Origin of the sequence: Oerskovia enterophila, assembly GCF_044748475.1 — a bacterium.
GTDB classification, from domain to species: domain Bacteria; phylum Actinomycetota; class Actinomycetes; order Actinomycetales; family Cellulomonadaceae; genus Oerskovia; species Oerskovia enterophila.
Map to the genome: position 1 here is coordinate 536343 of NZ_JBIVFZ010000002.1, position 21785 is coordinate 558127.

Genomic DNA, 21785 nt, shown 5'->3' on the forward strand with positions numbered 1-21785 from the left:
GCCCCCACCGTCGCATCCGCCCGGCCGCGTCCGGGAGCGGGCTCCGGGTGAGAAACGCGCGACGCGACGACCCGCGAGCCGCGCGACACCGCGGCTGCCCGGCACGGAGGGGAGAACTCCCCATGAGAGGGGGCGGCGGCGGACCGTCCGGCTCCACTAGCCTTCAGGCGACCGCCGGCCCCGCAGCGCCGGACGCGCCGCCCCCGACACAGAGGTTCTTCATGACCACGCCGCCCACCTTCCCGCCCGCCGACCCTTCCGGGGCGTGGCAGCAGCCTGCCGGCTACCCGCCTCCCGCCCCGGGCCCCGTCAAGCCTTCGCGCCTGCGCACGGGCCTGGTCCTGGGCGGTGCGGCGACCGCCGCACTCGTCCTGGTGGGTGGCGGGGTCTTCGCGTACACGACGCTCGACGGCGGCGGCGCGCAGCCCGAGGCCGCGCTCCCGGACACCACGATCGCCTACGTACGCGTCGACCTGGACCCGTCGGCCACCCAGAAGGTCAACCTCCTGCGCCTCGCGAACCGCTTCCCGGACCTCGCGAAGGACCTCGACGTCGACCTGAGCGAGACCGCAGACCTGCGCGAGCTCCTGGTCGACGCGATCGCCGGCAGCGGCGAGTGCACGGTCGACTACGCGGCCGACGTCGAGCCGTGGCTGGGCCAGCGTGCGGGGTTCGCGTCCCTCCCGGCCGCCGAGGACGGCGCCGAGCCCGAGCCCGTCGTGGTCCTCCAGGTGACCGACGAGGGCGCGGCCCGCACGGCCATCGAGTCCGAGCTGGGCTGCGGGGACGGCATCGAGCCCGCACAGGTCGCGTTCACCGACGGGTACGCGCTCATCACGTCCGAGACGCTCGCCGCCGCGGACGTCGCGACCGCCGCGAAGAAGGCCTCGCTCGCCGACGACCCGCTGTTCAGCGCGGACAGGAAGGCCCTGGGCGACGCCGGGCTGGTCTCGGTGTGGGTGGACGTCCAGGGCGCCAAGGGCCTGCTGGAGGACTCCCTCGCAGGTCAGGGCGACAGCGAGGAGACGACGGCGGCGCTCGCCGAGCTCGACGGCGTCACCTCGGTCACGGGGGCGCTGCGCGCCGGCTCCGACCACCTCGAGCTCGCGTTCGCGGTGGGCGCCGACGAGGCGATCCTCACGCCGCTCGAGGGCTCCGGGACCTCGCTCCTGACCGGGCTCCCCGACACGACGCTTTTCGCGTCGGCGGGCACGGTCGACCCCGCGGCGATCGACGAGGCGTGGGAGCAGCTGAGCACGCTCGCCGACACGTTCGGGTCCAGCGGGCTGGGTGGCCTGGAGGACCTCGGCGGGCTGGGCGGCAGCGGCGACCTGCTCGACGACGACTGGTCGCTGTCCTCGAACCCGGTCGGCACGACGACGCTCCCCACGGTGACCGAGGCCGAGTGCGCCGCGCTGCTCGCGCAGCCCGAGTACGCCGCCGACTTCTCCGGGCTCGGCCTCACGGCCGAGGAGGAGGCCGAGTACAAGAGGACCTACGACGAGGCCTTCATGTCGTCGTGCGCCGGCACCGACCTGGGCCTGGGGACCGACGACCTGGGCACCGAGGACCTCGACACCGATCTCGGCACCGACGACCTCTACGGCGACGACTACCTGACGGACGACCCGTACGGCGACGACCTGCTGCCCAGCGGCCTCGGCTTCCAGGAGACGGTCGACGAGCTCGAGAAGTCGTTCGACATCAAGCTGCCCGAGGACCTCAAGACGCTCCTGGGCGAGCAGATCGTCGTCGCGCTCGACTCCGCGGGTCTCGACGACGTCTCGTCGGTGACGGGCCCGGGAGACGTGAGCTTCGGGGCGCGCACGATCGGTGACAAGGCGGCCCTCGAGGACCTCCTGGGTCGGATCGACGCGATCCTCGTGGACGCCGGGGCAGACAAGCTCTCGAGCGCCACGACCAAGGACGGCCTCGTGATCGCGTCGAACGACGACTACGCGGCCCAGCTCGCAGCCGAGGGCAAGCTGGGCACCAAGCCCGCGTTCACGACGGTCGTGCCCGACGCGAAGTCGGCCAGCTCGGCGGTGTTCGTCGACATCGACGCGATCGAGAAGGTCGCCCGCGCGAACATCGACGCGCTGGGCGGCGACGACTCCTGGATCTCCTACGTCGCGCCCCTGCAGGCGTTCGGCGTGTCGACCCGGGTCGACGGCGGGCACGCCGTGTCGAGCGTGCGCCTCAGCTTCGACTGACCGGCGTGCGCCGGGCCGGCGGGCCGTGAGGTCGCACCGCCCGACAGTGCGGCCGCCCGACAGTGCGACAGCGCGACACACAGATCGACGGCCGGTCACGGGATCCTCGTGGCCGGCCGTCGGTTCTTCCGGATCGAGGGTCACGGCGATCCCTGGGAGCGCGGGCGACAGCGGCTGCAAGGCCACCGCAGCCACGGCCCCGGAGCGGGTGCAGCGGTTCGCCGGACCAGCCGACCACCGGGCACCGGGCACCGGGCACCGGGCACCGGGCACCAGGCACCGTTGCCGAGCGCGGGACAGGGGATGCCTGCGCAGCGCATTCCGGTGAGCGGAACTCGCGTTCGCTGACCGGGACAGAGATTCGCTCAGCGAACCCTCGTCGACAAGGCCCCCGCGCCAGGTTCGGCTGGGCTCGCGGCCTGGCTCAGCCCGCGAGATCCAGCGCGCCGAGCAGCTCGGGGTCCGCCCCGGCGGCGAGCAGCCGGGCGCGCATCGCGGCCGCCGCGAGCACGTAGGGGCGGTCGTCGCCCAGCAACAAGGACCGCGAGTTGGCGGCCTCGTCGAGGGCCAGCAGCTCGAACGCGAGGACCTCGGCCTCGGACTGGTCGATCGCGAGCTCGCCCGCTGCCACCGCCGCCCTCGTCTGCGCCTCGACGTAGCCGTACCAGTCCGCGAGCGCCGACCGCACCGCGGCGTTCACGGGACCCGGCTTGGAGTCGACGTCGGCCGCGGTCGCGGCGAAGAAGCAGCCGCCCGTGAAGACTCTGTCCCTCGAGTACACGAGAGCGTTCCGCAGCAGCACGACCAGGCGGCGCAGGCCCCTCGGCTCGGTGCGCGCAGGCTCGACGATGGTCGCGACGAAGATCTCCCGTGCCGCGACGACGGTCGCGAGCTGCAACCCCTCCTTGCCGTGGAAGAGCGTGGCGATGCTGCTCTTGCTGCGGCCCGACGCCTCGGCCAGGCGACCGATCGTCAGTCCGTCGAGCCCCTCGACCGACGCGAGGTCCGTCGCGCGTGCGAGCACGTCCCGCCGTGACGCGTCACCACGGGCTCGTCGACCGTCCAGGGCTGCGAGTTCTGCCATCCCCCTAGTGTACGAACGATCGTTCGCGTAATCTACAGAACGAACGATCGTACGCATTCATCTGGAGGAGACATGCCCGTCCTGAACAGCGCGGTCGGCCGCGGCCTGCGCGCCGTCGCCACCGTCTCCCCGGGGCTCGCCGGCCGCTTCGCGCTGCGAGCCTTCTTCGTCACCGCTCCCCGCATCCCCGTGCGCGATGCCGACACGTCCACGCACCACACCGCGCGGCGAGCAACGCTCATCGTCCGCGGCCGGGCGCTCACGAGCTACGAGTGGGGGTCCGGCCAGCGCACGGTGCTGCTGGTCCACGGGTGGCGCGGGCGCGCGTCCCAGCTCTCGCCCCTGGTTCGCGAGCTCGTCGCCGAGGGCTTCCACGTCGTGTCGTTCGACGCCCCGGCGCACGGCACGTCTCCGGGCGGCCCGGCCGACATCCGCGACTGGGTCGCGGCGACCGAGGCCCTGCAGCGCGTCCACGGCCCGTTCCACGCACTCGTCGGGCACTCGTTGGGCGCCCTGGCTGCACTCACCGCGGCCCGTTCGACCGTCCCGACGCGACGCGTCGCGGTCGTCTCGGGCGTGGGCAGCCCCGATCCGTATCTCACGCAGTTCGGGCGCGACCTGGGCCTGGACGCCCGCACGCTGACCCACGTCGGGGCCCGCTTCCTCGCCCGGCTCGGCGAGGACCGGGCCTCCGCCTCAGCCCGCTACGACGCCGTGACCCACCTGTTGCCGGCGACGACCGAGCTCCTCGTGGTGCACGACCGCGGCGACCGACGGATGCCGGACCTGGACGCGCGACGGCTGCACGCTGCCCACGGCGACAGGTCTCGCCTGGTCCTCACGTCCGGGTTCGGCCACACCAAGGTCCTCTCGTCCGACCTCGCCCTCGACGCCCTGACCGCGTTCGTCACGGGCGGGCTCGACGCGGTCGACTCCCTCGACGTCGCGGGGGTCGGTGCGCGGGCGCTCGATCCGCACGCCCCGCGGACACCGGTCGACACGCGACGCTCCGCACGGCCCCAGGTCGGTGCGTGACCGCCGCGGCACAGCACAGCCACGACCATCCGCGCCTCGAGGACCCGGGTGAGGCGCACCCTCGACCCGCGTAGCATCGGACGAATGGCCTCAACGCCTCCGGCTCCGCGCCGGACCTTCCCCGAGGCTCTTCGCTCCCGCAGCGACGAGCACCTCGTCGCGCTGCTGATGCAGCGCCCTGACCTGGCCACTCCTTCGCCGTCGACCCTGCGTTCGCTCGCAGCCCGCGCCACCAGCCGTACCAGCCTGGACCGGGCCGTCGCCCGCCTCGACGCCCTCGAGCTGCAGGTGCTCGAATCCGTCCTGGTCCTCGGGGACCAGCCCTCGGCCCCAGCCGCTCCCCACCCGCCCGTCACGATCGACCGGCTCCTGGCCGCCCTGGCGACCGAGCCCGCCGACGCCCCGCTCGTCCGCGCGGCGGTCGCGCACCTGCTCGAGGGGGCCCTGCTGTGGGACCGAGGTACCTCCGACTCGACGGACCCGTCGGCCGCGACCGACCTGGCCGTCGCCCCGGGCCTGTCCGAGGTCCTCGGCCCCTACCCGGCGGGGCTCGGCCCCGCGGACCCGTCCTCCCCGCTCGCCCACGCGCCGTCGGGCCCGTCGTCCGACCAGGCGGCCGTAGCCCTCGGCGCGCTCCTCGCCGACGCTCCCCCGGGGGCCCGGAGCATCCTCGACGCCCTGACCTGGGGGCCGCCCGTGGGGGTCGCGCCCCGCGCCGACCCCGTGGGCCGCGAGGCCACGACCTGGCTCCTGCGCCACCGCCTGCTCCTCGCCTCGGACGAGCGTCACGTCGTCCTGCCGCGCGAGGTCGCGCTCGCGCTGCGCGGCGGCCGCACGCACGCGAGCACGGCCGCGCACCCGCCCCAGCCCGACGCCCCGCACTTCGCCGAGGACACCATCACGGCCGAGGCCGCCCGCGCAGCCCAGGACGTGGTCAGGCTCGTCGCGCACCTCCTGGCCCTGTGGCAGGCCTCGCCCCCGAACGTCCTGCGCGCGGGCGGGCTGGGCGTGCGCGACCTGCGTCGCCTCGCGACGACCCTCGAGGTCGACGAGGCGACCGCCGCGTTCGTGGCCGAGCTCGCGCTCGCGACCGGCCTCGTCGTCGACGACGGCGAGGACCCGCCCTCGTTCACGGTGACGCTCGCGGGCGAGGACTGGCTCGAGCTGCCGCTCGCGAGCCGCTGGGCCGCGCTCGCCGCGGCCTGGGCCGCGTCGGGACGCACTCCGTGGACCATCGGCAGCCGCGACGAGCGCGGCACGCTCCGCGCGGCCCTCGAACCCGACCTGAGCCGCCCGTGGGTCCCGCGCCTGCGGTTCGACCTCCTCTCGGCCCTCGCCGACCGCCCCGGGCAGGCCCTGACCCCGACCGACCTGCTCGAGGTCCTGCGCTGGGGGTCGCCGCGCGCCACTCCCCCGGCCCAGGCCGTCGAGGGCCTCGTGCACGAGGCCGCGCTCCTGGGCGTCACAGGTGTCGGCGCGCTCGCCCCGACGGGTCGGGCACTCCTGCTCCCCGTGCCCGACGGCGCCGCGCACGGCCCGCGCGTCGGCTCACCGGGGGCGACGGGCGGGTCACCCAGGGCAACGAGCGGGGGTGCCGACGCGGGCTCACCCGAGACCGCGCTCGCGCACGCCCTCGAGTCGGTCCTGCCGCCCGAGGTCGACGAGCTGCTCGTCCAGGGCGACCTCACGGGGATCGTGCCGGGACGCCCGAGCGCCGCTCTCGAACGGCTCCTCGAGGACGCCGCGGACGTCGAGTCCCGCGGCGCCGCGATCACGGTCCGGTTCACGCCCGAGTCGCTGACCCGTGCGTTCGACGCGGGCCGCAGCGCGGAGGACCTGCTCACCGAGCTCGCCTCACACTCGCGCACGCCGCTCCCGCAGCCGCTCGACTACCTCGTGCGCGACACGGCCCGGCGGCACGGGCGGCTGCGCGTCGGGACCGCGTCGAGCTACGTCCGCGCCGAGGACCCCGCGCTCCTCACGGGTCTCGTCGAGGACCCGGCACTGCGCCACCTGTCGCTCTTCCGCGTCGCACCCACGGTCCTGGCCGCACTCGTCCCGGCCGCGACGCTCCAGGCGGCGCTGCGCGACCGCGGCCTCGCGTCCATGGTCGAGGGGCCCGACGGCCGGGTCGTGCGCACCGAGCGCGTCCGGTCGACGGTCCGCTCTCGCGTGGGCGGGCGGCGCCCGCTGGACACGGCCACCCGGGGGCGCTCCGCCGTCGGGCACGGGGTACCGGCACGGGAGGGCGCCGCGCTCGACACCGCAGCCCGGCGTGATCGGTATGCCGACCTCGTCCCGCGCCTGCGCGCCGCCGACGACGCAGCCCTCGCTGCGCCCCCGGCGTCGGCGAGCCGCGCGGACGCCCCGCCCGAGCCGCGCGGAACAACCGAACCCCCTGCCGCGTTGGGACTCCTGCGCGACGCGATCGACGCGGGCGACCACGTGGTGCTCGAGACGATCGACCCCACGGGCCAGCCGACCCGCCGCCGCGTGAAGCCCCTGGTCCTCGAAGGAGGGCGGTTGCGCGCCCTCGACCCGGCCCGGGACGCCGAGCTCACCGTCGCGGTCCACCGCATCGCCGGCGTCTTCACCGACGCCCCTGCGCCCGCGCAGGACGACGCACCCACGGGCGCCTCCTCGGGGGCGCCGAACGACTAGCCCGCACCACCGCGCCACGACACGACGCACCACCCGGAAGGACGCACATGGCCGACGGCCCCCTGATCGTGCAGAGCGACAAGTCGCTGCTGCTCGAGGTCGATCACCCGCTCTCCGGCGACGCCCGCCGGGCCATCGCCCCGTTCGCCGAGCTCGAACGCGCCCCCGAGCACGTCCACACCTACCGGCTCACGCCCCTAGGCCTGTGGAACGCGCGGGCCGCGGGCCACGACGCCGAGCAGGTCGTCAACGTCCTGCTCCAGTACAGCCGCTACCCCGTGCCGCACGCGCTGCTCGTCGACGTCGCGGAGACCATGTCGCGCTACGGGCGGCTCCAGCTCGTCGCGCACCCCACGCACGGCCTGGTGCTCCAGGCGACCGACAAGGCCGTGCTCGCCGAGGTCCTCAAGTCCAAGCGGACGGCGGGCCTCGTGGGTGACCGCCTGGGTGACGACTCCGTGGTCGTGCACCCCTCGGAGCGCGGGCACCTCAAGCAGGTGCTGCTCAAGCTCGGCTGGCCCGCCGAGGACCTCGCGGGCTACGTCGACGGCGAGAAGCACCCGATCGACCTGTCGCCCACCGACCCGGCGCACGAGGACAAGCCCTGGGCCATGCGGCCCTACCAGCAGCAGGCCGTCGACGGGTTCTGGCACGGCGGCAGCGGCGTCGTCGTGCTCCCCTGCGGTGCGGGCAAGACGATCGTCGGGGCCGGGGCCATGGCGAAGTCCGGGACGACGACGCTGATCCTCGTCACGAACACCGTGAGCGCGCGCCAGTGGCGCGACGAGCTGGTGCGGCGCACCACGCTGACCGAGGACGAGATCGGCGAGTACTCGGGCGCCCGCAAGGAGATCAAGCCCGTCACGATCGCGACGTACCAGGTGCTCACGACCAAGCGGAAGGGCGTCTACACGCACCTCGAGCTGCTCGACGCGCGCGACTGGGGCCTCGTGGTCTACGACGAGGTCCACCTGCTGCCGGCCCCGATCTTCCGCATGACGGCGGACCTCCAGGCGCGCCGCCGCCTGGGCCTGACCGCGACGCTCGTGCGCGAGGACGGCCGCGAGGACGAGGTCTTCAGCCTGATCGGGCCCAAGCGGTACGACGCGCCCTGGAAGGACATCGAGGCCCAGGGGTACATCGCGCCCGCGGACTGCGTCGAGGTGCGGCTCACGCTCCCCGACCGCGACCGCATGGCGTACGCGACAGCCGAGCCCGAGGACAAGTACCGGCTCGCCGCGACGGCACCGGGCAAGAACCGGGTCGTCGAGCAGATCGCGGCCGCGCACCCTGACGACCAGGTCCTCGTGATCGGCCAGTACCTCGACCAGCTCGAGGAGCTCGGCGAGCACCTCGACGCGCCCGTCATCACGGGTGCCACGACGGTGCGCGAGCGTCAGCGCCTGTTCGAGGCGTTCCGCTCCGGGGAGATCAACCGGCTCGTCGTGTCGAAGGTCGCGAACTTCTCGATCGACCTGCCCGAGGCGTCGGTCGCGATCCAGGTGTCGGGGTCGTTCGGGTCACGCCAGGAAGAGGCGCAGCGCCTGGGACGCATCATGCGGCCCAAGCAGGACGGGCGCACCGCACACTTCTACGCCGTGGTCTCGCGCGACACCGTGGACCAGGACTTCGCGGCGCACCGGCAGCGCTTCCTGGCGGAGCAGGGCTACGCGTATCGCATCGTCGACGCGGAGGACCTGGACGTCGTGCAGTAGAGGGCGCGCTCCGCCGTCGGGCAGCGAGCCCCTAGACCACCCGCCGGTCCCCCGACGCGAAACCCAGCCACGTGTGCCGGTTGCCCGCCCAGCACCAGCCGACCTTGGGCGCGCCGCGGCGCGCCTTGCCGTCGCGCCCCGTGCCGTTCGAGATCCACACCGCGGGCGTCCGCGAGTCGAGGCGTCCCTCGTCCTTGCGCAGCCGCGACCCGATCGTCATGAAGCAGTGGTTGCGCGCCACGACGTCGGGTACCTGCACGGCCCAGTGGATCCCTTCGCTGAGCACGAGGGGCGTGCGGCCCCTTCGAGCGATCTCCGGCAGCGCCTCGTCAGGGGACCAGTTCGCCATGTCGTCGCCACGGTCGACGTCCGTCACGACGTAGAGCGCCCCCTCGGGCAGCGCGAGCCCTTCGAGAGGCTCGAACCGGTCCACGTCGTCCATGTCGACCACGACGAACCCCTCCTTGTCCCCGAGACGGAGCAGGGGTGCGAGGACGGACGGCGGGGCGAGGCGGGGATGGACGGCGAGCAGCCCGCCCAGGGGCGCGTTCAGGGCCAGGCGCCCGACGGCGTCGCGCACCTCGCGAGCGGACAGCCCGGCGAGCTCATGGACACCGAGCGCGATCAGGCGCTCGGCCTGGTCGGCGAGCGACGGCAGGGGCGAGACGGCAGGCGCGGCAGCGTCGGGAGACGGGGTCGTGCCGTCGGGCAACGCCGTGGCTGGGGCTGCGGGCGAGGACGTCGTCGTGCGGGGAGTCATGAAGGCCTCTCGTCGGGAGCGTGACGCTCAAAGAACACTGTACGCCGTACGAATATTCCGCCTCCCTCGGAGGGGCAGCGCCCCCGGGCAGGCACCCTTCACACGGCACGCCCCCGACGCCCGGAAGATCCAGATCGCCCTGATCCAGCGCACGACTCAGTCCGGGTGAAATGCCCATCGGTGTCCGGAATCGCGATTGCGGCGGGGCGCCCCCTGGGAAAGGATCACGAGGTGACCTCGTCGTCCGATACAGCCGCACTCCCTCGCCCCGCCCGCACGCTCCCGTCCGCGCTGCGCACCGGGCTCACGCTCGCCGCCCTCGGCACCCTGGGAGCGGCGACCTTCGCTGCGCCCGCCGGCGCGGTCGACACCGCGTGGCCGAGCGACGGTGCGGCCACCACGGCTGTCGTGGCCGAGGCGCCGGGCACGGTCACGTCGTCGACCGCCGACACCCGGCTCCCTGCTGCACAGCCCCTGGACCTCCCGGGCCGCATCACCGACCCGGACGGTGTCCTGGGGAACCAGACCGACGAGGTCGAGGCCGCGATGGACCGCCTCGAGGCCGACACCCCGTACCAGCTCTACGTCGTGTACGTCGACACGTTCGACGGCCAGGACGCGCAGACCTGGGCCACCGCGACCGCCAACCTGTCGGGGCTGGGCCGCGACGACGTCCTGCTCGCCGTCGCGACCGAGGATCGTCGCTACGACCTCTCGGCCGACAACAACATCGGGCTCTCGGACGCCTCGCTCGACAAGGTCCAGGCCGCGGTCGAGGACGAGCTCAGCCAGGAGGAGTGGGCACAGTCCGCGATCGTCGCCGCGGACACGTTGCGCACCGAGGCGACCGGTTCGTCGTCGTCGGGCGGATCCGGCTGGCTGATCGCGCTCGTCGTGGGCCTGCTCGCGATCGCGGGCTTCTTCGTGGTCCGCTCGATCCTGCGCAAGCGACGCGGCACGGCCGCGCAGCAGGGTGGCACGGACGAGGCCGACGAGCTCTCCCAGCTCCCCACCGACGAGCTCAACCGTCGGGCCAGCTCGGCCCTCGTCGCGATCGACGACGCCATCAAGACCTCCGAGCAGGAGCTCGGCTTCGCCCAGGCCCAGTTCGGGCTCGAGGCCACCAAGGAGTTCCAGGTCGCGCTCGAGACGGGCAAGCAGAAGGTCTCCCAGGCGTTCGCGCTGCGTCAGCAGCTCGACGACCAGACCCCCGAGACCGAGCCGGTCTCGCGCTCGATCATGGCCCAGATCATCACGCTGTGCGCCGAGGTCGCGGCCGCGCTCGACGCCGAGTCGGCCCAGTTCGACGAGCTGCGCGACCTCCAGTCCCGCGCCCCCGAGGTCCTCGACACCGTGGAGCGGCGCGCCGGTGAGGTCGAGGCCCGCATCGCCCCGGCCCGCAGCACGCTCGCGGGCCTCTTCGCGACCTACCCCGAGGCAGCGCTCGCGTCGGTCGCGGCCAACCCCGACCAGGCCACGCAGCTCGTCGCGGGCGCCCGCGAGGCCGTCGCCGCAGGACGCGCCGCGCTCGAGGGCAAGGACCGCGCGTCCGCCGTCGCGCACGCCCGCGCCGCCGAGAACGCGGTCGGCCAGGCCGTCGTGCTCCTCGACGCGGTCGACTCGGCGGGCGAGGACCTGGCCCAGGCCGGCAAGCGCCTCGACGTGGCCGTCGCCTCGATCACCGCGGACATCGCCGATGCCGCGCGCCTCGCCCCGGGCGACCCCGCCGTGACCGCGCGCTCCACCGAGGCCCAGGCCGCCGTGGCCGACGCCCAGGGCGCACGCACCGGCGGAGACCCGCTCGCCGCCCTGCGCCGGCTCACCGATGCCGAGGCCGCGATCGACGCCGCCCTCGCACCGTTCCGCGAGAGCGCCGAGCAGGCCGCACGCGCCGCCGCGCTCCTGCGCGACACCCTGGGCCGCGTCGACTCCCAGATCCGCGCGACGAACTCGTTCATCGAGACCCGGCGCGGCGCCGTCGGCCCCGAGGCCCGGACCCGGCTCTCCGAGGCCATCCGCTACCTCGGCGAGGCGCAGGCCCTGCAGCCGTCCGACCCCGTCCGCGCCCTCGCCACAGCCCAGCAGGCCGACTCCCTCGCACAGTCCGCAGCCCAGCTGGCCCAGCGCGACGCGGCCGCGTGGGAGCAGCAGCAGAACGGTCCCGGCATGTTCGGTGGCGGCAGCTCGGGAGGCGGGAACAACGTCGGCGGCATGGTCCTCGGCGGCATCCTGCTCGACCAGATCCTGCGCGGAGGGGGCGGCGGAGGCCGTCGCTCGAGCGGGGGGTTCGGCGGCGGCTACGGCGGTGGGGGGTTCGGCGGCGGCGGTTCGTCCGGCCGGTCCTCCCGCGGTTCGTCCGGTGGCCGTTCCTCGGGCGGCCGCTCCAGCAGAGGAGGGCGGTTCTAGGGGTCGGACCCTCGCCCGGCCCCGCAGGTCGCACGGCCGGGCGCCACGTCGTCACGACGGCACCGCGTACACGCATCCACGAGCAGGAAGGCACGACCGATGGCAGAGAAGCAGAGCATCTTCGGACGCATCACCCAGCTGGCCAAGGCGAACATCAACGCGCTCCTCGACGGCGCCGAGGACCCGCAGAAGATGCTGGACCAGCTCGTCCGCGACTACACGAACAGCATCGCCGACGCCGAGCAGGCCGTCGCGCAGACCATCGGGAACCTCCGGCTCGCCGAGCAGGACTACAACGAGGACGTCGCCGCGGTCCGCGAGTGGGGCGACAAGGCCGCCGCAGCCTCCGCACGCGCCGACCAGTACCGGTCCGCAGGCGACCCGGCCAACGCCGACAAGTTCGACAACCTCGCCAAGGTCGCCCTCCAGAAGCAGATCTCCGCAGAGGGCGAGGTCCGTCAGGCCGAGCCCCTGATCACCTCGCAGCGCGAGACGGTCGAGAAGCTCAAGACCGGGCTCGCGCAGATGAAGGACAAGCTGGGCGAGCTCAGGTCCAAGCGCGACTCGCTCGTCGCCCGTCAGAAGTCCGCGGAAGCGCAGCAGACCGTCCAGGGCGCGATCAGCTCGATCAACGTCCTCGACCCCACGAGCGAGGTCTCACGCTTCGAGGAGAAGGTCCGCCGCGAGGAGGCCAAGGCGCTCGGCCAGGCCGAGGTCGCCGCGTCCTCGCTCGACGCGCAGTTCGAGGAGCTCGAGACCTCGGGCGCCAACATCGAGATCGAGGCCCGGCTCGCAGCGCTCAAGAGCGGCGGCTCGTCCCCCGCCCCGCAGATCTCGCCCACGACCGTCACGTCGATCGAGGCCGGCACCCAGGACGCCCCCAGCGAGTGGTAGTCCCCTGACAAGACAGCTCTGCGGCCGGGGTGCGAGCGCCCCACGCAAGGATGCGGCGACGGCCGGTGACCTCGTGGTCACCGGCCGTCGCGTCGTCGTCGGAAGGGTGGTCGGAGGGTCCGGCCCGGGCGCCACGCGCCTTCAGCAGGGGCTGCCGGAGGGGACCTGCGGTCGCGCGTCAGCCCGCAGGCAGCGGCTCGTAGTCGATCTCCAGGAAGTCCTCGACCTCGGGGACCCAGCGATCGGCCACGAACGCCCGGTGGTCCGGGTGCTGGTCGTAGGCCGCGTAGGCCGCGGCGTCCGCGAACTCCATGGAGAAGCCGAACGTGAAGTCGTTCTTGGCGCTGGTCTGGCGCAGCTGCTCGAACCGCTCGACCCCCGGGATCGTCGCGAGGACGCGGGCGTCGGTCAGGAAGGCGGTCTCTGCGGCGGACCCCTCGGGGTGGCGCAGGCGGAAGGCGACGGTGTGACGGATCATCCCGACACCCTGCCACCGACCGTCCGGTCAGCCCGGGCGGACACGCGTCGTGTCGCGGCGCGACGCGCCCTGCGCGACCTACGCCCGCACGCCCCGGCGAGCGACGTCGTCGTGCACGACCGCCAGGAACGACTCCGCGAGGAGGCGGCCCGTCTCGAGGACCTCGCCCTCGAACGGCGCGGCGTCGGCCAGGATGTTGGTCGTGTCGACGTCGTCGTGCTGGTCGGCCCAGCCGCGGATCGTGGCGAGCGTCGCCTCGGGGTGGAACTGGACCCCCAGGGCCGAGCCGTGGCGGAACGCCTGGTACGGGTACATGTCCGACATACCGAGCCACGACGCGCCCTCGGGGAGGTCGATGATCGCGTCGGCGTGCATGCTGACCGTGAACGAGCGGGCCCGCTTGCCCGTACCTGCCGCGGCGCGGGCGATCGGCCCCAGGACGGGGTCCCCCTCGGCGCCCGCCTTCCAGAACACGCGGGTCAGGCCCGCCTCGCGACCGGGAGGAGCCGCGACCTGCACCTTGCCACCGCCTGCGACCGCGAGCAGCTGGGCGCCGAGGCAGATCCCGAGCGTCGGGACGTCCGAGAACACCGCGGCGGCCAGCAGGTCGCGCAGCGCGGGGAGCCAGGGGGCGACGTCGTCGGCGTAGGCGGACATCTGCCCGCCCAGGACGACGAACCCGTCGCCCAGGTCGGTCGCCGCCGGCAGGGCGTCCCCGTCGAAGGGACGGACGAGGCGCACGTCGGGCCCGAGCCGGACGGCGAAGGCGTCCAGGGTGACGTCCGGGGAGTTCTGGACGACCGTGATCCGGACCGGGTCGAGAAGCTGCTGGTTCACCGCTGAAAGGTACTCGCCCCCAGGGGGTCCGGTGCAAACCGTGCCCACGCCTCGACCCGTTCCGTGTCGGGATCGGGGACTCCCCCCGCCGGATAGGCTGGACCCCATGTCGGACTCCAGCACGTCGAACGGCCTCGTCAACATCCAGGGAGAGGCCCCGCGCCGCACCTACCTGATCGTCGACGGGGAGAACATCGACGCGACGCTCGGCATGAGCGTCCTGGGGCACCGCCCCAACCCCGAGGAGCGACCGCGCTGGGACCGCATCGTCGACTTCGCGGCCCACCTGTGGGCCCAGGACGTCACGCCGCTGTTCTTCCTGAACGCCTCGTCGGGGCAGATGCCCATGGCGTTCGTCCAGGCGCTGCTCGCGATGGGCTACCGGCCCATCCCGCTGGCCGGCTCGAGCTCCGAGAAGGTCGTGGACATCGGTATCCAGCGCACCCTCGAGGCGCTCAAGGACCGCCCGGGTGACGTGCTCCTGGCGAGCCACGACGGCGACTTCATCCCGCAGGTCGAGGAGCTTCTCGAGGACAGCGACCGCCGCGTCGGGCTGCTGTGCTTCCGCGAGTTCGTGAACTCGCGCTTCTCCGAGCTGGCCTCGCGCGGTCTGAGCTTCTACGACCTCGAGGACAACGTGGGGGCGTTCACGACGATCCTGCCGCGCGTCCGGATCATCCCGCTCGAGGAGTTCGACCCGCTGCGCTACCTCTGAGTCCACCGAGGGGCGGGGTCGCGCAGCACGCGCGGCCCCGCCCTTCGCGTCATCAGCAGCGCCGGCACGCACGCAGGGCGCACGCCGTCCGCACGACGCGTCAGGCCGTGCCCGGGCTCAGCCCCGCAGCTCGCGGTACAGGGGCGTGGGGAACGACGCCGTCACGCCTCCCCCGCCCAGGAGCGACCCGATCCGCTGGGCCTCGGCCCCGACGGCCGCGGCGCCCTCGGTCCCGACGTCCTCGAGCAGGCGGGACACGACCTCGCCGTCGGTCCGCACGGCCCACGCCCCCACGATGCGTCCTTCCCACCAGACCGTCGCGCCGATGTTGCCCGCCGAGTCGAAGAGCTGCTCGCGGTGCGGACCGAGGTACCAGTCGCGGTGCTTCCAGCCCATCGCGGTGGGGTCGAGCGAGGGCAGCAGCGCGACGTGCCCGGCCGCAGCACCGAGGCCCGGCCCGGTCGGCAGCTCGGTCGAGCGCAGCACGACCCCTGCACCGAGCCCTGCGAGCTCGACCTCTCGGACGTCGAGCGTCGCGACCGCTGCCCGCGTCTGCCCCAGGTTCCACCCGGTCCACCACTGGAGGTCCGCCAGGGTCGCGGGTCCGAACGCCTCGAGCCAGACCTGCGCGAGCCGCACGCGCGCCTCGGCCTCGTCGACCTCCGGGATGCCGCCGGGCAGCCAGTCCTCGACGGGCCGCCACAGGAAGCGGTTGGACGACCAGCCGCCGGTCGGCTCGCCGCGCACGATCCGCCCCTCGGCCGACAGCAGCGACAGCAGGGGCGAGGTCAGCGAGCGCCGCACGTCCCAGGACTTGGTCGTGGTGGGCAGGAACGCGGTCCGCAGCACGGGGGCCCGCGCCGAGAGCTGCGCCCCGGTGAGGGGTCCGTGCTGGGCCAGGGCGTCGTGCACCTGCTCCTCGGCGGCCGCCAGGAAGGCCTCGGCGTCCTCGACGGGCGGGTCCATGGGGAGGGTCGCGAGCTCCTTCAGGAGGCGGGCCCTGAGCCTGCGCCCGACGGCGGCGCTCGCCCCCGCGTGGACGACCGGCACCATGTCGCGCGCCACGACGAACAGGGTCCGGCGCATGGCCAGGACCCGCACGAGGGTGCGCCGGTCGTACATCGCGGCCTGCACGTCCTCGATGCGCAGCTCCGGCACGCGCGCGAGGACCGAGAGGTAGACGCTGGGCGCGTCGGTCGCGTGGAGGGCGACGAGCCGGTCGGCGACCCCCTCGACCGTGCTCTCCGGCGCGGGACCGGCAGCCCCGAGGTCGAGCTGGTGCGCGACGAGCCGCGCCCTCCTCTGGTCGTCGCTGATGCGCATGCCTGCATCCTTCCGTCTCGACCGGCTGCTGTCAGTGCCAGGACGGCTCCGCCGCACCATGGTCCGGCACGCCACCCACAGCTCCCCGACCCACCGCTCGCGCCCAGGCGACTCCCAGGGTTCGGTCGCACACTGGAACCATGAGCGAACCCGAGGCGCGGCTGGTCGTCGTCGACGACGAGCCCAACATCCGCGAGCTGCTGTCCACGTCCCTGCGTTTCGCCGGGTTCGAGGTGTTCGCCGCGGCGGACGGCACGAGCGCGCTCAAGCTCGTGCGCGACGTCGAGCCGGACCTCGTGGTCCTGGACGTCATGCTCCCCGACATGGACGGCTTCACCGTGACGCGGCGCATGCGGGCGACGGGCCAGCACACGCCCGTGCTGTTCCTCACCGCCCGCGACGACACGCAGGACAAGGTCACGGGCCTCACTGTCGGTGGCGACGACTACGTGACCAAGCCGTTCAGCCTCGAGGAGGTCGTGGCCCGCATCCGTGCGGTGCTGCGCCGCACGCACGCCGAGCCCGAGGACACCGCGGTGCTGCGCTTCGCCGACCTCGAGCTCGACGAGGACTCGCACGAGGTGCGCCGCGCGGGCCAGGTCGTGGACCTGTCCCCCACCGAGTTCAAGCTGCTGCGCTACCTCATGCTCAACGCGGGCCGCGTGCTCTCGAAGTCGCAGATCCTCGACCACGTCTGGCAGTACGACTGGGGCGGCGACGCGAACATCGTCGAGTCCTACATCTCCTACCTGCGCCGCAAGATCGACAACCTCACGGTGACCGGTCCTGACGGCACCGAGGAGCCGGTCCAGCCGCTCATCCACACCAAGCGCGGGGTCGGGTACCTGCTGCGCACGCCCCCGGAGTCGGGGAGCGCCCGCAGGTCATGAGCACGCCTTCTTCCGGTCGCCCGGTCGGGGCTTCCGGGGGCGCCCTGCCCCCGGTCCCGCCGCCTCCGCCGTCCGGCCCGACGACGTCGCGCCCGTCCTCGGCGCCCCGCACCCCCGGTGCGGCGCGTCCTGGGACGCAGGATCCGCCGTCGGGCAGCGCTACCGGTGGTTCCAGCGGGACCGGCGGCCACGGCCCTGCTGCACCCGACTCGCCCCCCGTCCCCTCGCCCGACGAGCCTCGCCCCTACGGCCGGACCGTCCCCACCGAGAACTGGGGCTGGTTCGCCCGTGTGCCGCTCCGGGCACGTCTCGTCGCGATCATCGCGCTGCTGCTCGCCGCGGGCCTGGGCATCGCCGCGCTCGCGACGACGACCGTGGTGGCGCGGTACCTCGTGGGACAGGTGGACCAACAGCTCGACCTCACGGCCTCCGCGGTCGCCGACGAGACGTTCCGGGGCAACGCCTCGAGGTCCACCCTGCCCAGCGAGTACTACGTCCTGATCCGCTGGGACAACGGCGCCGAGACGCCCAAATACTGGGACAAGGCCGTCGAGCGCTCGGGCGCACCGCAGATCCCGACGTTCATGGCCCAGGAGATGGCGACCCGCACGGGCAAGCCGTTCACGGTCACGTCGGCGGGCGGGACCACGCCGGCCGAGTGGCGCGTCGTGCCCTACCCGGTCATCAGCAAGCTCACGGGCGAGACGGTCGGGACCGCCTACGTGGCGCTCCCCCTCACCGGGATCCACGAGACCGTCAAGGTGCTCGGCCGGACGCTCGCGGTCAGCGCCCTGGGCATCGCCCTGATCGGTGGCGCCGTCGCGTACCTCGCGGTGCAGCGCGCCCTGCGCCCGCTCCGCGAGATCGAGGAGACCGCGGCCGACATCGCGAGCGGCGACCTGACCCGGCGCATCCGGCCCGCCCCGCCGAGCACCGAGGTCGGCTCGCTCGCGGTGTCGCTCAACACCATGCTCAACCACATCGAGCGCGCGTTCGCGGCGTCCGAGGCCTCCGAGGCCCGCATGCGGCGCTTCGTGTCGGACGCGAGCCACGAGCTCCGGACCCCGCTCGCGACCGTCAAGGGCTACGGCGAGCTGTACCGCATGGGGGCGCTGACCACGCCCGAGCAGATGGACGACACCATGCGCCGCATCGAGGACTCCGCGACGCGCATGGGCACGCTCGTCAACGACCTGCTCGCGCTCGCCCGCCTCGACGAGGGGCGTCCCATCCGCCACGAGCCCGTGAACCTCGCGGCCCTGGCCCGCGACTCCGCGGGAGACCTGCACGCGCTCGACCCCACCCGGCCGGTGCGCGTCGTGAGCCTGGGCGGCTCGGGGGACGCCCCCGAGGAGCTCACCGTGATCGGGGACGAGGACCGGCTGCGGCAGGTGCTCGCCAACCTCATCGGCAACGTCTCGCAGCACACCCCCGCGGGCACCCGGGTCGAGATCGCGCTCGGGACGCAGGCGCCGCAGGACGCGGGCGACGACCCCCTCGCGGTGCTCGAGGTCCGTGACCACGGACCGGGCATCACACCCGAGCAGGCGGCCCACGTGTTCGAACGGTTCTACCGCGCGGACTCGTCGCGCAACCGCGCCTCGGGGGGCTCGGGGCTGGGCATGGCGATCGTCGCGGCGATCGTCGGGGCGCACCAGGGTCACATCTCGGTGGCCCCCACGCAGGGCGGTGGCCTCACGGTTCATGTGGAACTCCCGACACAGGGCTACGATGACGGGTCGTCGCCCGATCGGACGTAGGCTCGAGATGAACCTGTGGACCGACGGCGCACCCCGTTCCCGCATCGAAGAAGGCTGATCTCATGGGCGTCACCACCTCTGACGCACCGCAGTGGTTGCTCACCTCCTGGACCCGTAGCTGCCGAGGCGCCGGAGCGACGGCGTCCGACGACGAGATCCGCGCCGTGGGCGACGGGCTCCTCGAGCGCTGGAGCCAGCCGGACCGTCACTTCCACAACCTGCGGCACCTCGCCGACGTCCTCGGCCGGGTCGACGAGCTCGCCCAGGAGACGCACGACGCCGACGTGGTCCGCCTCGCGGCCTGGTACCACGGCGCGATCTTCGACGCGGCCCGCAAGGCCGCGTACGCGAACAAGGGCGGAGAGGACGAGACCGCGAGCGCCGCGCTCGCGTTCGACCAGCTCTCGTCGTTGGGCGTGCCGGAGAAGGCGTGCCGGCGGGTCGCGTTCCTCGTGAACGCGCTCGTGCGTCACGCCCCGGACCCCGCGGACTTCGACTGCGCGGTGCTGTGCGACGCGGACCTCGCGATGCTCGCGGGCGAGCCCCAGCGGTACAAGGAGTACCTCAAGGACGTGCGCGACGAGTACGCGCACATCCCGCTCCCCGACTACCTGCGGGCGCGCATCGCGATCATCACCAAGCTGCTCGACCGGCGCACCCTCTTCTCGAGCCCCATGGGGGCCGCGTGGGAGGAGCCGGCACGGCAGAACCTCGACGCCGAGCTCCAGCGCCTGCGCAAGGAGCAGGCCAAGCTCCAGGCGTCGGCGCCCCCGGCGCTCGTCGCGCCGTCTCCCTCCTGATCCGTCCCTCGTCACGGGCCGCGGACCGCGGACCGCGGTGCGGTCCGCGTGGGACGAGCCGTGCACAGCCCGGCCTCCCGGGGTCCCGTCCACAGGTGCCGGGCCTCTCCCTGCCCGACGACGCCGCTCCCCTCTAGCGTCCTGCTCACCCGGTCGCGCACGCCGCGCCGGGTCGGGGCGCCGACCGGTGCCCCGCGGACACGGGAGAGGCAGGACGCCATGAGCAGGTACGAGGTCGACAGTGCACGGGTCGCGCAGGCGAGCGCCGCGGTCGGAGGCTCGGTCACGGCCATCCGCGCCGAGGTCGGGGCCATGATGCGTCACCTCCAGGACCTCCAGGCGAGCTGGCAGGGTGGTGCGGCGACCGCGTTCGCCGGGGTCATGACCGAGTGGCAGGGGGCGCAGGTGCACGTCGAGGCAGCGCTGGACTCGATCACCGCGGCCCTGGGGTCGGCCGCGCAGACGTACGCCGACGCGGAGGCCCAGGCGTCGAGGCTGTTCCTGCGCTGACGGGCGGGCGGCCGCTAGGCTCCCCTCCATGCCGCGCCGCCGCCAGTCCGCCGCCTCCCGTGCCGTGCCGTTCGAGGTCGTCGAGGACCTGGACGACGGGCTCGCGTCCCCGGAAGCCTCGGTGGGGGCTGCTGCGGCGGCGGGCGGCTCCGCTGCTGCCGGGCACGTCGGCGACGGTGCGCGAGCCGCAGGTTCCGTCGGCAGCGGTGCTGGTGACGGCGCTGACGGCGCCCAGGGACGCCTCGGCGAGGCGCCCTCCGGGGCCGGGGACACGTCGTCGGGCAGCAGGACGGTCCGCTGGAAGCCCTGGGCCGCCGCGGCAGGCGTCCTGGCCCTCGTGGTCGGCGGGCTCGCGATCGGCGGCGAGATCGAGGAGCGGCGGACCGCCGCGCGTCTCGTCACGAGCGTGGGCGGCGTGCTGCCCTTCACCGGACCACCGCGCGAGCTGTGGTCGCTCGACCTGAACAACCACCTCTGGATGCCGTTCGGGGGTCTGCTCCTCAGCCAGGTCGACGAAGGGGGCCTCACGGCCGTCGACGTCCTGACCGGGAAAGAGGTGTGGCAGGCGACGGTGGGGCCGGACGCGTACTGCGGCCGGCCCAGCATCTGGCAGACCCTCGCCGAGGAGACCGGACCTCTGCTGTGCCTGGCGGGGACCGCGGACGCCCAGGTCGTCTCCGTCCTGGACGCGGAGGGACAGGTCACGGGAAGCCGGGACCTCGGGCCGGTCGACGAGGGGTCGAGCTACGCCGTCGGGCCGGGAAGCACGGTCGTCCACGTGCGTCGTGACGGGCCCGTCGGGCCCCCGGTCGGCCCGCGCGAGCTCTACGACGAGAGCGGGGACGCGACCTTCGTCGACGTTCCCGGTGGCCGAGCGGTCGTCGTGACCCTGGAGGACGCGGTCTCGGGCGACGTGCTCTGGGAGAACGAGGTGCCGTTCGTCGCGCCGGACGAGGCCTGGGAGTGCCAGGTCTTCAGCGACACGCCCGAGGTCGAGCTCGAGCTCGACAAGGTGAGCTCGATGACGACGGGCTACGTCGTCACGGTCGACGGTTGCGGGATCAGTGCGGCGTTCGACGCCGACGGGACCCGTCTTGACGACGTGACCTCGCAGGACGACCTGGTCGAGCCGCTCACCGCCACGACCGTGAGCAGGTTCGACCAGACGACCCAGCACACGACCGTGCTCGACCGCACGGGCACCTCGCTGTGGGAGGTCACCGGTCCTCTCCTCCGCCCGTCCGCGACCGACGGGACGGGCGAGGACACCGTCCTCGTCGACACCCTGAGCGGCCTGGCGGCGTTCCGCCCCGACGGCACGGAGCTGTGGGACGCCTCGACGTACGCGAGCAGGCTGTTCGTGCACACGAGCGCCGTCATGGTCGTCGACGACGGCGCGAACGGCCTGACTGCTCTCGACCCGACCACGGGCCGCACGCTGTGGACCGTGCCCGGAGAGGACTCGGTCTACCCGTTCGGGGCCGCGACCGACGGCTCCCAGGCGGTCGTCCTCGCGCACGACGACGACGGATCGGCCCGGTCGGTGGGGTACGACCTCGCCACGGGCGAGGTGCTGTGGACCGGCGCGAGCGCCCCGAACGTGGGCATGCTGGGCTACCACGGTGCGCTGCTCCAGCTCCAGCTGTCCGAGAACCGGGTGAGCCGGGTGGGGTGAACCCACCTGCCGAGGGCTCGGTCCCGTCG

The 21785-nt window shown here is 73.8% G+C and carries 17 protein-coding genes; 12 read left to right on the forward strand and 5 right to left on the reverse strand.

Annotation, left to right across the window (positions count from 1 at the left end; translation table 11 throughout):
• Window positions 1-221 precede the first annotated feature (221 nt).
• Window positions 222-2213 carry a DUF3352 domain-containing protein gene (locus ACIPWA_RS06990; RefSeq protein WP_400289080.1) on the forward strand — a complete coding sequence of 664 codons (1992 nt, stop codon included), beginning with the start codon at window positions 222-224 and terminating at the stop codon, window positions 2211-2213.
• A gap of 424 nt (window positions 2214-2637) precedes the next feature.
• On the opposite strand, the gene ACIPWA_RS06995 is transcribed toward ACIPWA_RS06990, so the two are convergent.
• Window positions 2638-3297: a TetR/AcrR family transcriptional regulator gene (locus ACIPWA_RS06995; RefSeq protein ID WP_056760518.1), complete on the reverse strand. Its 660-nt coding sequence runs from the start codon at window positions 3295-3297 to the stop codon at window positions 2638-2640.
• A gap of 72 nt (window positions 3298-3369) precedes the next feature.
• Between ACIPWA_RS06995 and ACIPWA_RS07000 the strand changes: the two genes are divergently transcribed.
• From ACIPWA_RS07000 to ACIPWA_RS07010, 3 genes are all read left to right on the forward strand, one after another.
• Window positions 3370-4332: an alpha/beta fold hydrolase gene (locus tag ACIPWA_RS07000; protein WP_400289082.1), complete on the forward strand. Its 963-nt coding sequence runs from the start codon at window positions 3370-3372 to the stop codon at window positions 4330-4332.
• An 84-nt stretch (window positions 4333-4416) separates the two neighbouring features.
• Window positions 4417-6993, forward strand: coding sequence for a helicase-associated domain-containing protein (locus ACIPWA_RS07005; RefSeq protein WP_400289084.1), 2577 nt, complete (start codon window positions 4417-4419; stop codon window positions 6991-6993).
• Between the two features lie 47 nt (window positions 6994-7040).
• On the forward strand, window positions 7041-8708 hold the full coding sequence (locus tag ACIPWA_RS07010) for a DNA repair helicase XPB (protein ID WP_056645383.1): 1668 nt from the start codon (window positions 7041-7043) through the stop codon (window positions 8706-8708).
• Between the two features lie 31 nt (window positions 8709-8739).
• Here ACIPWA_RS07010 and ACIPWA_RS07015 read toward each other — a convergent pair whose 3' ends face one another.
• Window positions 8740-9468 carry a DUF5701 family protein gene (locus ACIPWA_RS07015; RefSeq protein WP_400289086.1) on the reverse strand — a complete coding sequence of 243 codons (729 nt, stop codon included), beginning with the start codon at window positions 9466-9468 and terminating at the stop codon, window positions 8740-8742.
• 231 nt (window positions 9469-9699) lie between these two features.
• Here ACIPWA_RS07015 and ACIPWA_RS07020 point away from each other — a divergent pair, with 231 nt between their 5' ends.
• Complete coding sequence (locus tag ACIPWA_RS07020; RefSeq protein WP_400289088.1) at window positions 9700-11874, forward strand: TPM domain-containing protein; 2175 nt, start codon at window positions 9700-9702, stop codon at window positions 11872-11874.
• Between the two features lie 99 nt (window positions 11875-11973).
• The gene (locus ACIPWA_RS07025; protein ID WP_056645378.1) at window positions 11974-12768 is read left to right on the forward strand and encodes a PspA/IM30 family protein; all 795 of its coding nucleotides are present in this window, start codon (window positions 11974-11976) and stop codon (window positions 12766-12768) included.
• 178 nt (window positions 12769-12946) lie between these two features.
• On the opposite strand, the gene ACIPWA_RS07030 is transcribed toward ACIPWA_RS07025, so the two are convergent.
• Entirely contained in the window at window positions 12947-13246 is a 300-nt protein-coding gene (locus ACIPWA_RS07030) for a Dabb family protein (RefSeq protein WP_056645375.1), read from the reverse strand.
• 78 nt (window positions 13247-13324) lie between these two features.
• Window positions 13325-14083, reverse strand: coding sequence for a type 1 glutamine amidotransferase (locus tag ACIPWA_RS07035; RefSeq protein ID WP_400289091.1), 759 nt, complete (start codon window positions 14081-14083; stop codon window positions 13325-13327).
• Between the two features lie 106 nt (window positions 14084-14189).
• Between ACIPWA_RS07035 and ACIPWA_RS07040 the strand changes: the two genes are divergently transcribed.
• The gene (locus ACIPWA_RS07040) at window positions 14190-14798 is read left to right on the forward strand and encodes an NYN domain-containing protein (RefSeq protein WP_056645372.1); all 609 of its coding nucleotides are present in this window, start codon (window positions 14190-14192) and stop codon (window positions 14796-14798) included.
• Between the two features lie 117 nt (window positions 14799-14915).
• Here ACIPWA_RS07040 and ACIPWA_RS07045 read toward each other — a convergent pair whose 3' ends face one another.
• The gene (locus tag ACIPWA_RS07045) at window positions 14916-16121 is read right to left on the reverse strand and encodes a winged helix DNA-binding domain-containing protein (protein WP_400289093.1); all 1206 of its coding nucleotides are present in this window, start codon (window positions 16119-16121) and stop codon (window positions 14916-14918) included.
• Window positions 16122-16261: 140 nt separating this feature from the next.
• On the opposite strand from ACIPWA_RS07045, the gene ACIPWA_RS07050 reads away from it, so the two are divergent.
• The 5 genes from ACIPWA_RS07050 (at window position 16262) to ACIPWA_RS07070 (ending at window position 21756) form a co-directional block, all read left to right on the forward strand.
• A complete protein-coding gene (locus ACIPWA_RS07050) occupies window positions 16262-17011 on the forward strand; it encodes a response regulator transcription factor (protein ID WP_056645367.1) in 750 nt (249 codons plus the stop codon).
• Window positions 17008-18771, forward strand: coding sequence for a sensor histidine kinase (locus ACIPWA_RS07055; RefSeq protein WP_400289095.1), 1764 nt, complete (start codon window positions 17008-17010; stop codon window positions 18769-18771). Before ACIPWA_RS07050 ends, ACIPWA_RS07055 begins: the two co-directional genes overlap by 4 nt.
• 62 nt (window positions 18772-18833) lie before the next feature.
• Entirely contained in the window at window positions 18834-19571 is a 738-nt protein-coding gene (locus ACIPWA_RS07060) for an HD domain-containing protein (protein ID WP_056645363.1), read from the forward strand.
• A 219-nt stretch (window positions 19572-19790) separates the two neighbouring features.
• Entirely contained in the window at window positions 19791-20081 is a 291-nt protein-coding gene (locus ACIPWA_RS07065) for a WXG100 family type VII secretion target (RefSeq protein ID WP_056645360.1), read from the forward strand.
• A gap of 28 nt (window positions 20082-20109) precedes the next feature.
• A complete protein-coding gene (locus ACIPWA_RS07070) occupies window positions 20110-21756 on the forward strand; it encodes an outer membrane protein assembly factor BamB family protein (protein ID WP_400289098.1) in 1647 nt (548 codons plus the stop codon).
• Window positions 21757-21785: the final 29 nt, after the last annotated feature.

Excerpts from the sequence above, each read along its gene's own strand:
- ACIPWA_RS06990 (WP_400289080.1), top strand. The coding sequence starts at position 222 with ATGACCACGCCGCCCACCTTCCCGCCCGCCGACCCTTCCGGGGCGTGG.
- ACIPWA_RS06995 (WP_056760518.1), bottom strand. The coding sequence starts at position 3,297 with ATGGCAGAACTCGCAGCCCTGGACGGTCGACGAGCCCGTGGTGACGCG.
- ACIPWA_RS07000 (WP_400289082.1), top strand. The coding sequence starts at position 3,370 with ATGCCCGTCCTGAACAGCGCGGTCGGCCGCGGCCTGCGCGCCGTCGCC.
- ACIPWA_RS07005 (WP_400289084.1), top strand. The coding sequence starts at position 4,417 with ATGGCCTCAACGCCTCCGGCTCCGCGCCGGACCTTCCCCGAGGCTCTT.
- ACIPWA_RS07010 (WP_056645383.1), top strand. The coding sequence starts at position 7,041 with ATGGCCGACGGCCCCCTGATCGTGCAGAGCGACAAGTCGCTGCTGCTC.
- ACIPWA_RS07015 (WP_400289086.1), bottom strand. The coding sequence starts at position 9,468 with ATGACTCCCCGCACGACGACGTCCTCGCCCGCAGCCCCAGCCACGGCG.
- ACIPWA_RS07025 (WP_056645378.1), top strand. The coding sequence starts at position 11,974 with ATGGCAGAGAAGCAGAGCATCTTCGGACGCATCACCCAGCTGGCCAAG.
- ACIPWA_RS07030 (WP_056645375.1), bottom strand. The coding sequence starts at position 13,246 with ATGATCCGTCACACCGTCGCCTTCCGCCTGCGCCACCCCGAGGGGTCC.
- ACIPWA_RS07040 (WP_056645372.1), top strand. The coding sequence starts at position 14,190 with ATGTCGGACTCCAGCACGTCGAACGGCCTCGTCAACATCCAGGGAGAG.
- ACIPWA_RS07045 (WP_400289093.1), bottom strand. The coding sequence starts at position 16,121 with ATGCGCATCAGCGACGACCAGAGGAGGGCGCGGCTCGTCGCGCACCAG.
- ACIPWA_RS07050 (WP_056645367.1), top strand. The coding sequence starts at position 16,262 with ATGAGCGAACCCGAGGCGCGGCTGGTCGTCGTCGACGACGAGCCCAAC.
- ACIPWA_RS07055 (WP_400289095.1), top strand. The coding sequence starts at position 17,008 with ATGAGCACGCCTTCTTCCGGTCGCCCGGTCGGGGCTTCCGGGGGCGCC.
- ACIPWA_RS07060 (WP_056645363.1), top strand. The coding sequence starts at position 18,834 with ATGGGCGTCACCACCTCTGACGCACCGCAGTGGTTGCTCACCTCCTGG.
- ACIPWA_RS07065 (WP_056645360.1), top strand. The coding sequence starts at position 19,791 with ATGAGCAGGTACGAGGTCGACAGTGCACGGGTCGCGCAGGCGAGCGCC.
- ACIPWA_RS07070 (WP_400289098.1), top strand. The coding sequence starts at position 20,110 with ATGCCGCGCCGCCGCCAGTCCGCCGCCTCCCGTGCCGTGCCGTTCGAG.